Source organism: Prosthecobacter sp. (genome assembly GCF_049294395.1).
Taxonomy (GTDB): domain Bacteria; phylum Verrucomicrobiota; class Verrucomicrobiia; order Verrucomicrobiales; family Verrucomicrobiaceae; genus Prosthecobacter.
Window position 1 is genome coordinate 92,983 of record NZ_JBAQCR010000004.1, and the last position, 14,394, is coordinate 107,376.

General features: G+C 58.7%; 10 protein-coding genes. All 10 read left to right on the plus strand.

Translation table 11 applies throughout. The annotated features are described in order from the left end of the window. Positions 1-15: 15 nt before the first annotated feature. The 10 genes from WAW39_RS00470 (at position 16) to WAW39_RS00515 (ending at position 14,393) form a co-directional block, all read left to right on the plus strand. A complete protein-coding gene (locus tag WAW39_RS00470) occupies positions 16-1,827 on the plus strand; it encodes a GMC oxidoreductase (RefSeq protein ID WP_422314646.1) in 1,812 nt (603 codons plus the stop codon). Then, positions 1,827-2,471: a gluconate 2-dehydrogenase subunit 3 family protein gene (locus WAW39_RS00475; RefSeq protein WP_422314648.1), complete on the plus strand. Its 645-nt coding sequence runs from the start codon at positions 1,827-1,829 to the stop codon at positions 2,469-2,471. Before WAW39_RS00470 ends, WAW39_RS00475 begins: the two co-directional genes overlap by 1 nt. Before the next feature lie 75 nt (positions 2,472-2,546). After that, positions 2,547-4,412, plus strand: coding sequence for an alpha/beta hydrolase domain-containing protein (locus WAW39_RS00480; protein WP_422314650.1), 1,866 nt, complete (start codon positions 2,547-2,549; stop codon positions 4,410-4,412). Between the two features lie 25 nt (positions 4,413-4,437). Then, positions 4,438-5,097, plus strand: a complete 660-nt coding sequence (locus WAW39_RS00485) for an SGNH/GDSL hydrolase family protein (RefSeq protein ID WP_422314652.1) — start codon at positions 4,438-4,440, stop codon at positions 5,095-5,097. Between the two features lie 229 nt (positions 5,098-5,326). Beyond that, entirely contained in the window at positions 5,327-8,377 is a 3,051-nt protein-coding gene (locus WAW39_RS00490) for a DUF1549 domain-containing protein (RefSeq protein ID WP_422314654.1), read from the plus strand. 4 nt (positions 8,378-8,381) lie between these two features. Continuing rightward, positions 8,382-9,788, plus strand: a complete 1,407-nt coding sequence (locus WAW39_RS00495) for a DUF1501 domain-containing protein (RefSeq protein ID WP_422314656.1) — start codon at positions 8,382-8,384, stop codon at positions 9,786-9,788. 124 nt (positions 9,789-9,912) lie between these two features. Then, positions 9,913-11,046 (plus strand): sialidase family protein, encoded by a 1,134-nt coding sequence (locus tag WAW39_RS00500; RefSeq protein WP_422314658.1) that lies wholly within the window; start codon positions 9,913-9,915, stop codon positions 11,044-11,046. A gap of 23 nt (positions 11,047-11,069) precedes the next feature. Beyond that, the gene (locus WAW39_RS00505; protein ID WP_422314660.1) at positions 11,070-12,314 is read left to right on the plus strand and encodes a hypothetical protein; all 1,245 of its coding nucleotides are present in this window, start codon (positions 11,070-11,072) and stop codon (positions 12,312-12,314) included. A 37-nt stretch (positions 12,315-12,351) separates the two neighbouring features. Further along, entirely contained in the window at positions 12,352-13,359 is a 1,008-nt protein-coding gene (locus WAW39_RS00510) for a Gfo/Idh/MocA family protein (protein ID WP_422314662.1), read from the plus strand. Between the two features lie 17 nt (positions 13,360-13,376). Beyond that, the gene (locus tag WAW39_RS00515) at positions 13,377-14,393 is read left to right on the plus strand and encodes an alkaline phosphatase D family protein (protein ID WP_422314664.1); all 1,017 of its coding nucleotides are present in this window, start codon (positions 13,377-13,379) and stop codon (positions 14,391-14,393) included. Position 14,394 lies beyond the last annotated feature (1 nt).

Consider the following 14,394-nt stretch of genomic DNA (forward strand, 5'->3'; position numbering starts at 1 on the left):
TTTCACTTCCATCTCATGCCAATCATCACCGCCGACAAACTCCAGGATTCCTATGACGTGGTCATTGTTGGTTCGGGGGCGGGCGGTGGGCAGACGGCTTACACGCTGACGATGGAGGGCCTGAAGGTGCTCATTCTGGAGGCCGGGCGTGCGTTTGATGTGCAGTCTGAGGTGGCGATGCTACAATTGCCAAGCCAGGCGCCGTTGCGCGGAGAGAAGACGCCGGACAAGCAGTACGGATTCCACGACTGTTCGATCAACAGCGGCTGGGACATTCCCGGCGAACCTTACACGAATGCGAGCAAGGAGCCCGCAGACCAGTTCCGCTGGTGGCGGCAGCGCATGATGGGCGGGCGGACGAATCACTGGGGACGCATCAGCCTGCGCAACGGGCCGTATGATTTCAAGCCGCGCACACGCTTTGGCCTCGGCTTCGACTGGCCGATCAGCTATGAGGACATTGCACCTTACTATGACAAGGTGGAGATGCTGATCGGTGTCTTCGGCACGAACGAAGGCTTGGAAAATTCGCCGAATTCATCGCCTGGCGTGCTGCAGCCTGCGCCCAAGCTGCGGGTCGGAGAGCTCTATGCGCAGAAGCATGGAAAGAAGGTCGGCGCTCATGTGGCCTCGATTCATCGTGCGGTGCTGACGAAGCCGCAGGATGCCGACACGCTGCCGGCCAAGTTGCACCCTGGTAATGCGAAAGCGCAGAGCATCCTGGCGGACTCCATGCGCACACGTTCACCCTGCTTTTGGGCTACGGACTGCCATCGCGGCTGCGCTATCCGAGCAAATTACGATTCGCAAACGGTGCATCTGCGGCCCGCCTTGGCCACGGGGAACCTCGATATCCTGCCGAATGCCATGGCGCGTGAGGTCACGCTGGACAAACAGGGCAGGGCCACTGGCGTCACCTTCATTAACAAGACGAACGGCAGCGAAGGTCATGCCACGGGTCGTGCTGTGGTGCTGGCGGCGAGTTCGCAGGAGTCGGTGCGCCTGCTGCTGAACTCGAAGTCGAACGCGTTTCCTCAGGGGCTGGCAAATTCCAGCGGCAAGGTTGGCAAATACGTCACGGATTCGGTCTCGAGCAGTCTCAGTGCGTACATTCCGGCGTTTGAGGGAATGCCGATCCACAATGAAGACGGTGCCGGTGGGCCGCATGCTTACGTGCCATGGACGCTGCATGCGCAAAATAGCAAAGGCGAGCTGGGCTTTCCCGGCGGCTATCATCTGGAGTTCACCAGCGGCCGGCAGATGCCCTCGTTGACGACGCTGAATGGCATCGAAAGCAAGCTGGGCCACGAGGGCGTGCTGTTTGGTGCAAAGCTTAAAGAAGAGGCAAGGCGGTACTACGGCTGTCAGCTTGGCTTTGGGGCGCAGGGGACCATGCTGCCGAACGACGGCTCCTTCTGCGAACTCGATCCCGAGTTGAAGGATCAGTGGGGTATTCACGTGCTGCGGTTTCATTGGAAGTGGACGGATTTCGAGCTCAATCAGGTGCGCCATCAGCAGCAGCGCATCCGTGAATTGCTTGAAGCCATGGGCGGCAAGGTGGCGGCGAAGGCGGATTCAGATCCGGCCAAGCTGATCCGGCGCGGTGGCGAGGTGATTCACGAGGTCGGCGGTGCAATCATGGGCGCAGACCGTGAGTCCTCGGTGACCAATCAGTGGAGCCAGACCTGGGACGTGAAGAATCTTTTCATGGCTGATGGCGCCCCTTTTGCCAGCACTGCGGACAAGAACCCCACGCTCACGATTATGGCGCTTGCGTGGCGCATGGCCGACCACCTGATGGACGAAATGAAGAAAGGAAACATCTGATGAGCACTCCCGACGACCTCCCACGCATGGACCGCCGCAAGGCGCTGCAATGGATGCTCACCGCCACGGCGACCATGGCCGTGCGCGATCCAAATCTTTTCGCGGCTGATCCCGGCCCCATCAAAGCCCAGGGCTACGGACCTGATCCCGTGATGGTGAAAGTTTACAAGCCCGGTGATGTCTGGCCGCTGACATTGGCCGAGCCCCAGCGCCGCACCACGCGTGCCCTGTGCGATGTCATCATGCCGGCGGATGAAACTTCACCCAGCGCCTCGGCTGTCGGGGTGCCGGACTTCATTGATGAATGGATCAGTTCACCCTATCCAGCTCAGGCAGGCGATCGACGTCTCGTGCTCGAAGGACTGCAATGGATCGATCAGGAGGCAAACACTCGTTTTGGCAAAGCCTTCCCCGATCTCGCACTCGAACAACAAACGGCGATCTGCAGCGATCTTGCCGCCGCCAAACCGCAGCCTGCACACAAAAAGGCTGCAACTTTTTTCAAACGCTTTCGCGATCTCACCGCGGGCGGCTACTACACCACGCCCGAAGGCATGAAGGCCATTGGCTATGTGGGCAACATGCCCTCAGGCACCTTCGAAGGGCCCCCTATCGAGGCGCTGAAGCATGTAGGTCTCGCGTGACTTTTTGTGAATACCCCCCACGATCGTGAGATGATGATGCTGCCAAAAAACAGAAATCCGTGTGGTATCAAATCGATGACTTTACTCCCACGTCTTTTTCTTTTCCTTTTGGCCGCCTGCTCCACACATGCCGCAGTGGTGCGCATGGAGGTGTTGGAGCGTTCGGACATGGGGACGACCGGCTATGAGCAGATCGTCGGACGACTGCATTTCGAAATTGATCCAGCATTGCCCGGCAATGCCATCATCGCCGATGTGTCGCTGGCTCCGGTGAATGCGGCTGGCAAGGTCAGTTTTTCATCTGATCTGCGCCTCCTGAAGCCGAAAGATGCGGCGCACAGCAATGGCGCTGCCTGGGTGGAGATCCCGAATCGCGGCGGCAAAGCGGGATTGAGCGATTGGATCGTGAAGCAGGGCTTCACCGTGCTGAATGTCGGCTGGGAGTTCGATGTGCCTGCGCAGCCCGGAAAAATGAGCATCAAGGTGCCATCGGCGCGAAACAAGGATGGCAGTGCGATTCGCGGCGTGGTGAGTGCCACCTTTACGCCGGACAAACCTGCGGATGAACAAACACTCACGGATCTGACGAATTACCCTCCTGTGAATGTGGAGGGACCTGAGAGCCGGTTGATCGTGCGGACGCGCATGGCCTATCCCGGGGGTGCCGAGATTCCGCGAAAAGAATGGAGCCTGCAGGGCGACCGCCTCCATCTGGAGGGTGGGTTTAAGCCAGGGAAAACGTATGAAATTTTCTATCTGGCAGAAGCACCACCTCTGGCCGGGCTCGGCTATGCGGCCATCCGCGATGCCGTGGCATGGCTGAAGCATGATGAAAGCTCGCTTGCACCGGTGAAACATGCGTATGCTTTTGGCTCCTCGCAGTGCGGACGGTTTTTGCGCGATTTTGTTTATCTAGGTTTCAATACCGATGAGCAGGACCGCCTGACGTTGGATGGTGTGATGTCCCATGTGGCAGGCGCAGGGCGGCTGGTGCTGAACCAGCGCTGGTCCACCCCGCGTGCGGTGGCGGGCTTTTACACGGCCTCGTATCCGTTTGCCGACACGGCGCAGGCTGATCCCGCGAGCGGTCATTCGGAAGGGCTCCTGGAAAACTCACGGGTGAAACATCCTCCCAAAATATTTTACACCAACACCGCTGCTGAATATTGGGGTGCGGGCCGCGTGGCCGCGCTGACGCATACGACTCCAGACGGGGCCAAGGACATTTCATTTCAGGAAAATGTGCGCTCCTACTTCTTCGCGGGCACGCAGCATGGCGCATCGGGTTTCCCTCCGACCGCTCAGGCCAAGGGCGCGCCGCTGGCCAATCCCGTCAATGCCAGCGCTGTGGTCACGGCCCTGCGCCTGGCGATGCATCGCTGGGTGACGGAGGGCATCGCTCCGCCGCCCAGTGTGTATCCGAAACTCGCTGACGGCACGCTCATTCCGGTCGCAGAGGTGCGTTTTCCCACCATTCCAGGCATGGGAGATCCGAGGCTGCTGAAAGCTGGCGGTCGCGTGCGCAATCCGCAATGGGCGGATGGTGCCGGTGAAGGCCAGGAACTGCCGCTGCTGGTGCCGCAGGTGGATGCGGACGGCAATGACATCGCGGGCATCCGCATGCCGGACGTGGCGGTGCCTCTGGGAACGGCGACTGGATGGGTGTTTCGCCCGGCTTCGATGGGCTCACCGCTGGAGCCTGTGTTGCTGCGCGGTACCTGGGTTCCTTTTTCAGCCACGCGTGAACAACGCGAAGCGGCGCATGATCCTCGTCCAGCGCTGGCGGAACGATATGCATCCCGCGAAGCATATCTGTCTCAAGTGAAAAACGTCCTGCAAAAACTCATCAGTCAGCGGCTCCTCAGCGAGCAAGATCTCGAACCACAGCTCAGGCAAGCGGGTGATCGCTGGGACTGGGTGATGCACCAGCCCGCTCAGTAGCCACATTTTCCATCCATCCAACCATATGACCTGTCATCGTCTCCTCCTTCTCATCTTCATCTGCGCCACAGTTCACGCCTCGGCGCATACCAAGGTGCTCTTCCTCGGCAACAGCATCACCAAACATGGTCCCAAGGCTGACATCGACTGGTCAGGCAACTGGGGCATGGCGGCAACTGCGGAGGCGAAGGATTACGTGCACCTCGTCACCAAGGCGCTGACGGAAAAAGCAGGCACTGCACCCCAGGTGATGGTGAAGAACATTGCCGACTTTGAGCGCGCTTATTCTGGCTACGACATTGCAGCCAAGATGAAGGAAGCCATCGAGTTCAAAGCGGACCTCATCATCCTCGCCATCGGCGAGAACGTGCCGGGTCTGAAGACGGCCGAAGACAAGACGAAACTGCAAGCCAGTGTGACCACGTTGCTGCGTGCTCTCAAGGGCGATCGCAAGCCCACCATCCTCGTGCGCAGCTGTTTCTGGGCCAACGCCGCCAAGGACGAAGCCCTCCAGCAGGCCTGCACCGCCGTGGATGGCATTTACGTCAACATCGGCAGCCTGAGTAAAGATGAAGCGAATTACGCTCGTTCAGAGCGGCCCTACAAACACGCGGGCGTGGCGAATCATCCTGGAGACAAAGGCATGGCGGCCATCGCTGCGGCCCTGGTGAAGGCGATTCCCTGATATATTCGGTGAATATATCAGGTGTCACAGGTCGGCGGCATGTCGCATGACGGGAGCAGTCGCACTCAATTAGGCAGGGATTTTGCCAATTTTCGTGTCCAAAAGCGTACTCTTCAGGCCTTTTACTATCGACATGACACGGTCACGCCTTCCAGCCTTCCTTTTTCTCCTCACCTGCCACACTGCAGGAGTGTTGTCTGCTGCAGACGACGACGCAGTGCGTTCGGCCATGAAATTCTTCGAAAACGAGGTGCGCCCGATTCTGGTGAAACGCTGTTTCGAATGCCACAGCAACACCAAGCAGAAAGGCGGCCTGCGTGTGGACAACATTGGCTATTTGAAGACGGGCGGTGACACCGGCCCCGCCTTGATTCCTGGCCATCCGGAGAAGTCGGCCTTGGTCGAGGCGATTCATTATAAAGACGAAGAGTTTCAGATGCCGCCTAAAAACAACGGTGGCAAGATGCCTGACACTGAGATCGCCGTTCTGGAAAAGTGGATCAAGCTGGGCGCGCCTTGGCCTCAGGATGCGGCTGAGAAAGTCGTCGTGACGGAGGGCGGATTCACCGAAGAACAGCGGAACTACTGGTTCTTCAAACCGGTGGCGAAAGTTTCACCGCCCAAAGTGAAGAGCTCATGGGTGCGCAACGACATTGACCGGTTCGTCCTGGCGAAACAGATGGAGATGAAACTCGACCCGGCTACGGCAGCGGACCGCAACGAGCTGGTCCGACGCGTGTATTTTGATCTGCATGGCCTGCCGCCGACTCGCGAGCAGATCGATGCATTTGTAAATGACAAGGACCCGCGTTCTTATGAAAAGCTGGTGGATGAACTGCTGGCCAGTCCTCAATACGGAGAGCGCTGGGCGCAGCACTGGCTCGATCTTGTGCGCTATGCCGAGAGCGACGGCTACAATGCAGATGAGTATCGCCCATCGGTCTGGCCCTACCGCGACTACGTCATCAAATCCTTCAATGACGACAAACCCTACGACCAGTTCGTGCGCGAGCAGCTCGCGGGTGATGAGATCGCGCCGAATGATCCGAATGTACTGATAGCCACCTGCTTCCTGCGCAATCCGGTGTACGAATGGAACCAGCGCGATGTGAAGGGTCAGTGGGACATCATTCTCACCGACATGACAGACACCACCGGCGAGCTCTTCCTCGGCCTGAGCATGGGCTGCGCGCACTGCCACAATCACAAGTTTGATCCCATCCTGCAGAAGGACTACTACCGTCTGCGTGCCTTCCTCGCCCCGGTGCAATGGCGCGATGACATGAAGCTGGCGACTCCTGCTGAAAAGAAAGCTTTTGATGAGCAGCAGGCCAAGTGGGAGACCGCCACTGCTGACATTCGCGCCAAGATGGACGCGCTGACAAAGCCTCTGGTCGAGCCCAAGGTGGAGCGCGCACTGACACGTTTCACCGAAGATTTGCAGGAAATGGTGCGGAAGCCAGATGCGCAACGCGAGGCCTTGGAAAAACAGCTCGCCGGGTTGTGCGAGCGGCAATTGCAGCGCGAGCGCAAGACCTTCGATCCGATGAAAAGCCTCAAGACGGAGGAAAAAAAGGCGGAATACAAAGCGCTGGCGGAGGAGTTGAAGAAATTCGACGAACTCAAGCCGAAGCCTTTGCTGGATGCTTTTGTGGCGACGGATGCCGGGACTAAAGCACCCTCAGTAGCGCTCAAGACGCGCAAAGGTGAGCAGGAAATCGCGCCCGGATTTCTCACCTTGCTGGAGCCGAAGGAGCCCGAGATCAAGCCCATCGGCAACTCCACCGGCCGCCGCACTGTCCTGGCAAACTGGATCACGCGCCCGGACAACCGGCTCTCCACACGCGTCATCGTGAACCGTGTATGGCAGTATCATTTCGGCCGCGGCATCGTCGCGACGGCGAGTGACTTTGGCAAGCTGGGCGAAAAACCCACGCATCCCGAACTGCTCGATTACCTGACTACCAAGTTCGTTGCGAATGGCTGGCATCTGAAGCCTCTGCACCGTGAGATCATGCTCTCCGCAACGTATCGCCAGACGGCGCGCCGCGAGCCGACCTCCGCCATCGCGCAGATCGATCCATCCAACCATTACCTGTGGCACTTCAATCCTCGCCGCCTTGATGCGGAGCAGGTGCGCGACGCGCTGCTGGCTGCGAGCGGTGAACTTGATCCGAAATCCGGTGGCCCCTCAGAAGATGGAAACGGCACGCGCCGCTCCATCTACACGATGAAGAAGCGCAACAATCAGAACGAGCTGCTGCGCGCCCTCGATGCGCCCGCCGGTTTTGCCAGCACGGCTGAACGTCAGAGCACCACTACGCCGACGCAGGCGCTGCAACTGCTCAATGGCGACTGGCTGCTGGCCCGTGCGCGCAAGCTGGCTGGACGCGTGGAAAACATTGATGATGTCTGGCTCGCCGTGCTGGGTCGCCTGCCGACGAAAATTGAACGCGAAAAGGCGGAATCCTTTTTGAAGAAACGCGCTGGAACCGCGACTGCGCCGGTGGCTTCGAACGATGCGGATGAAAGCAGCGGCGCTTTCAAGGAGAACTCTCCGCATGAGCGCCTCATTGTCCAAAACGGCGAGAAGGAAGGCGATGAATTCACCGTGGAGGCCATCGCGAGCCTCAACAGCATTGATGTGAATGCTTCGGTGCGCACCATCGCTTCGCGTTGGTTTGGCGGGAAGGACAGTCTGGAGGCGTTTGGCTGGAGCCTTGGGGTGACAGGTGAAAAATCACGCTACAAGCCGCGCAATGTCATCATCCAGGTGGTTGGGGAGGATGAGAACTCCAACATCGGCTATCAGGTCGTGCCATCTGACATCCATATTGAACTGGGACGTCGTTATCACATTGCTGCACGTGTTTCATGCGTGGGTCATACCGTCACCTTCACCGTGCGTGATCTCGACACGGCGGGTGCTGCCGCGCAGACTGCAGTGGTACCCATGGACATTCGTTCGAAACTCAGCATGGGCTCTTCGCAGCTTGTGATAGGCGGTTTGCACAAGCGTGCCCCAACGCACCAGTGGGATGGCCGGATCGAGGCGCTACGCGTGGCCAGTGGCGCGCTGGATGACAAGGCTCTCAATGAAGACGCTGAGAAATGGGCGGCCGGTCTCGTCATCTGGCGTTCTGCCGATCCGCTGACTTCGCAGCTGGCGTGGTCGGGCTCGGACGCGAAAACGGTTGAGGCGGACGATCCTTTCCATCAGGCCATGAATGATCTCTGCCAGGTCCTTTTGAACACCAACGAGTTCTTTTACCTTCACTAACATCATGAGCTGCAATCGATTCGACATTCCCAATACTCGTCGCGAATTTCTGCAAACCGCCGGCTGCGGCTTTGGTGCCGTGGCACTGGCCGGTTTGATGGGTGAACAAAACGCCTCCGCAGCCACCACGCTTCCGCAGCGTGCGGCGAAGGCCAAGAGCGTGATCTTCCTGTTCATGGAAGGCGGGCCAAGCCATCTCGACACCTTTGATTACAAGCCGCTGCTGAACAAGCTCGCCGGCCAGTCCTTGCCCGCGAGCTTCAAGCCGCCAATCACCGCCATGGGTGAATCCAAATCGCCGCTGCTCGAGTGCAAACGCACTTGGAAGCAGTACGGCCAGGGTGGTCTGTGGATCTCGGACTGGTTTCAAAACGTGGCGCAGCATGCTGACGACCTCGCCGTGATTCATTCCTGTGCTTCGAGCGGCATCAATCATGCCGGCGGTGTGTGCTCCATGAACACCGGTTCCGTCTTTGGCGGGCGCCCTTCGCTCGGTGCCTGGGCCTCGTATGGACTTGGCTCTGAAAATCAGAATCTGCCTGGATTTGTGGTCATCAAAGACAGTGAAGCCACCGTGGTGAATGGCGTGCGCAACTGGGGCAACGGGTTCATGCCCGCCGTGTATCAGGGGGTGGAGTTCAACTCTGACGGCGTGCCGATCAAATACCTCGAAAATCCCAAGGGCGTGGACCGAAAGCGCCAGCGCGACAAGCTCGACCTGCTCGGTGCCTTGAACCGCGACTACGGTGCATCCCGTGCCAGCAACACCGAGCTCGATGCCCGCATCCGCGGTTATGAACTCGCCTACAAGATGCAGGCTGAGGCACCGCAGGCGGTGGATCTCAGCAAAGAAACCGAGGCCACGAAACAGCTTTATGGCATGGACAACGAGGCCACCGCTGTGTTTGGCCGCAACTGTCTGCTCGCCCGCCGCCTCGTCGAAAACGGTGTGCGCTTCATCCAGCTCTACAGCGGTGCCGGCAGCAAGTGGGACAGCCACAAGGGCATCGAGGTGAATCACTCGAAGCTCTGCAATGCCGTTGATAAACCCATCGCCGGCCTTCTTGCCGATCTCAAGGCTCGTGGTTTGCTCGATGAAACGCTCGTCATCTGGGGCGGTGAATTTGGCCGCACCCCCATGAGCGAGCAGGGCGATGGCCGTGACCACAATCCCACAGGCTTTACCATGTGGATGGCCGGTGGCGGCGTGAAGGGCGGCCAGACCTACGGTGCCACCGACGACCTCGGCCTCTATGCCATTGAAGACCGCCTGCATGTGCATGACATCCATTCGACCATCCTGTATTTGATGGGCCTGGATCACACCAAGCTCGTCTACAACCACAAAGGACGCCCCGAACGCATCGATCAGAACGAGGGGCATCCGATGACGAAACTGCTGGGCGCTTGATCGTTGTGGGTGGTGAGTCTGCTTCACCAGGATGATTCCTTTGCAAAGCCTTCGCGAGGTTGTCCGTTTGCTTTGCATGCATCGTCGATCCCTAGTCATCCTTTTCCCACTGCTGCTCACTTCCGTGCTAGCCCAAACGGGGCTGCAAAAGACGGACGTCACTCTGGTGCCGCCGAAAAATCTCAAAACAAAGCTCGCGCCGGGCTACACGATTCCCATCGTCGATATCAGCGGTGATAAAAAGCGCCAGGTCATCGTGGATCAGGAGAAGGGCCAGTACCTCGGTCATCCGACCACGCTGCTGCTCGAAGACAACAAAACCATGCTCATCGTCTACCCGAAAGGACACGGGCGCGGACCCATCGTTTACAAGCGCAGCAACGACACGGGCCTGACGTGGAGCGAGCGGCTGCCGACGCCAAAATCATGGGAGACCTCCGTGGAGGTGCCGACGCTGCACCGCGTGGTGGATGCCAGTGGCAAGAAGCGCATCATCATGTTCAGCGGCCTTTACCCCATTCGCATGGCTGTCACCGAGGATGATGGGGCAAACTGGAGCGAATTGAATCCCATCGGCAATTTTGGCGGCATTGTCACCATGGGCACGGTGATCGACTTGAAAACACCGGGGCATTACCTGGCCTTCTTTCATGATGATGGTCGCTTTATCCGTGGTACACCGGCCAAGGCATGGCGCTTTTGGGTTTACACCACGCTTTCCAAAGATGGTGGCCTCACCTGGAGTGCGCCCACACCCATCGCCATGCTGCCAGATGCCAACCTTTGCGAGCCGGGTGCATTGCGCTCGCCGGATGGAAAACAGATTGCCGTGCTGCTGCGTGAAAATTCACGGAAGTACAATTCGTTCGTCATCTTCTCGAACGATGAAGGCCAGACCTGGAGCGAGCCGAAGGAGCTGCCTGCTGCGCTCACGGGAGATCGGCACGTCGCCAAATACACGCCCGATGGCCGTTTGTTCATCAGCTTCCGTGACACCACACACGTTAGTCCCACGAAAGGCGATTGGGTTGGCTGGGTGGGCAAATACGAGGACATCGTCAACGGCACCGAGGGCCAGTATCGGGTGCGCATCATGGACAACACCAAAGGCGCCGACTGTACCTATCCTGGCATCGAAGTGCTGCCAGACGGCACCATCGTCACCACCACCTACGGCCACTGGACGGAAGGCGAGGCTTCCTACATCGTGAGCGTCCGTTTCAAATTGGCGGAGCTCGATGCAAAGGCCGCCAAATAGCAGATTGTCACTTTTTTACAGCCATGACCTCATCCCCCAACCGCCGTCAGTTTCTCTCCACGCTCGCTCTCGGATCGCTCGTCGCACGTGGGCAGGATGCGCCCAAGTTTCCGCGAACGCGTGTCATCACCAAAGGCCCCGGGTTTCACTGGTTCGCCTACTATGACAAGCTCCAGTTTTCGCCGGACAACCGCTTTGTGCTCAGCAACAAGGCCAGCTTCGAACATCGCTCTCCAACAGCGGACGATGAGATCGAAGTCGGCATGGTCGATCTGCAGGAGAAAGACAAATGGATCCCTCTCGGCAAGTCCAGCGCCTGGTGCTGGCAGCAGGGCTGCATGCTGCAATGGATTCCCGGCACCGAATCCAAGGTGATCTGGAATGATCGTGAGAAGGATCGCTTCGTGAGTCACATCCTTGATGTGAAGACGGGCGAGAAGCACACGATTCCCAGCCCCATCTACGCGCTGGCTCCGAATGGCAAAGAAGCCGTGAGCTGTGATTTCTCACGCGTGGCCGACTGCCGGCCCGGCTACGGCTATGCCGGCATCAAGGATCGCTTCTTCGATGACATGGCGCCTGCGGGCAGCGGTGTCACCCACGTGAATCTCGAAACCGGTAAGGAGAAGCTCATCGTCTCGCACGAACTGCTCGCCAAGACCGGCGTGGTCATGGAAAACCATCCCGACTCGAAGCATCACGCTTACCACCTTCTCGTCGGCCCCGATGGCAAACGCTTTATCATGCTGCATCGCTGGACGCAACCGAAGGGCGGGCATCTGACCCGCCTGATCACGGCCAATATGGACGGCAGCGATCTGCGCATCGTCATTCCCAATGGCTACGCCTCGCACTTCATTTGGCGCGATGCCACGCACATCCTCTCCCAGGCCAAAGACTGGCTCGGCAACAAGGAGTGGGGCGACTTCCTCTTCGAAGACAAGGACAGCGGCATCATTGAGGAGATAGGTCATGGCGTTCTCGACAGTGGCGGCCACCTGACCTACCTGCGCCACAACGAGTGGATTCTGAACGACACCTATCCTAAAGGCGTGCGCCGCATCCAGACGCCACACCTGTATCACATCGCTACCAACAAACGCATCGACCTCGGCGAGTTCCACTTACCCCGCGAATACTCCGGCGAATGGCGTGTGGACAGTCACCCGCGTTCGAGCCGTGACGAACGGTGGGTTTGCATCGACGCTCCGCATGCCGATCAAGGGCGCCAGTTGCACTTGATCGACATTCAGGGGCTGATGACCTGATCAACCTCAGTACTTCATTGCGTAAGTGTAAGCCATTATGAAACAGGTTCTTCCGCTCGCAGCGGCTCTCTTCCTCAGTCTTGCAGGTTCCGTCCTCTCCCAGGAGGCGCTCAAGCCACTCCGTGCCGGCATCATCGGTCTCGATACCTCACACGTGCCCGCGTTCACCAAGCTCTTCAACAATCCGAAGGCCGATGGTGATCTCGCAGGCATCAAGGTGGTGGCGGGTTATCCCGGTGGCACAGACATGCCTGCCAGCAAAGACCGCGTGGCCAAATTCACCGAGCAGGTGAGCGGCATGGGCGTGGAGATTGTGGACTCCATTTCCAAGCTGCTCGAAAAGGTCGATGTCGTGCTGATTGAGAGCGTGGATGGCCGCATCCATTTGAAAGAAGCGCGTGAGGTCTTTCAATCGGGCAAACTCATGTACATCGACAAACCCATTGCTGGCACTCTTCCAGAAACCATCGCTCTGTTTGAGCTCGCGAAAAAGCACCACGTCAAGACCTGGTCGAGTTCATCCTCACGTTTTGGCGCCGATCTCCTCGCCTTGAAAGACAATGAGGAAATTGGCGACATCCTCGGTGTCACCACCTGGGGGCCGTGTTCATATCAGAGCGGCACGCCGGACTTGTTTTTCTACGCTATTCACGGCATCGAATCCCTATTCACGCTCATGGGAACTGGATGTGAAACCGTGTCACGCAGCAAAGGCCCCATCACCGATCAAGTCACGGGCGTGTGGAAGGATGGGCGGATTGGCACCTATCGTGGAATTGTGAGGGGAAAGTCCGAATTCGGTGCCATAGTTTATGGCAGCAAAGGCGTGCGTCAGGGGGCCAAAACCATCAGCTATGAGGCGCTGTGCCGCCAGATCGGCAAGTTCTTCCGTACTGGAGAGCCGCCGGTGAGTGAAGCCGAGACGATCGAAATATTCACCTTCATGGAGGCAGCTGATGAAAGCCTGCGCCAAGGCGGCAAACCTGTCGCGCTGGCAGAGGTGCTGGTGAAGGCGAAACAAGATGCGGCGAAGCTTGTGCCATGAACTCAGCACCCCCTTCTATGCCCAGGCTCAAGACCCGCCGCCATTTCCTCGCCACCCTTCCTGCCATCGGTTGGGCTGCTGCCCATGCAGCGGATGACTCTCCACTGCAGGACATCGTCTTTGGCTCCTGCCTGGACACGCATGAGCATCCCATGCTCGATCGCACCCTCACGCTGCCGCGTGACCTTTTCATCTTCATGGGTGACAACATCTATGCTGACAAAGGCGGAATCCCGATGATGCAGGAAAAGTACGCGCTGCTTAAAAACAGCCGCTTTTTCAAAGGCCTGCAAAACAAGCCCATCCTCGCCACCTGGGATGATCACGACTTTGGCGAAAACGACGGTGGCGGGAGCTACCCGCACAAAAAGGAGGCGCAGGTGGAGTTCTGGAACTGGCTCGACGAGCCCGTCACATCACCACGCCGTCAGCAGGAGGGCGTTTATCAGGCGCAGACCTTCGGCCCGGCCGGCAAGCGCGTGCAGGTCGTCATGCTGGACACACGCTACTTTCGCAGTCCGCTCAAAAAAGTGCCGAAGGACAAGGCCATGCTCGGCGGCTCTTACGTGCCCACGGATGATACTGCCGCCACCATGCTGGGCGACGCGCAGTGGAGCTGGCTCGCCCAGGTGCTTCAGCAGCCAGCGGAACTCCGCCTCATCGTGTCCAGCATCCAGTTTGCCCCGCAGGCACATGGCGGTGAATGCTGGGCGAACATGCCGCACGAGCAGCAGCGGCTGCTGAAACTTCTGCAGGGGCAGACGGCGGTGATTTTAAGCGGCGACCGCCACTGGAGCGAGTTCTCGCACAATGGCGTGTTCGACTTCACCACCAGCTCGATGACACAGAAGCATCCGCGCGGCACCCCCACGCCGAATCAGCACCGCTGCATTCCCCAGACCTACCACCTGCCCAACGTCGGCCATCTGCGCATTGACTGGGCCGCTGCCACGATCACGGCGAAAGTTATCGGTGAAGACGGCGGCACCAAGATTACGCAGACTCTGCCTTTCCGTGAACTGCTGATAAGTTAGC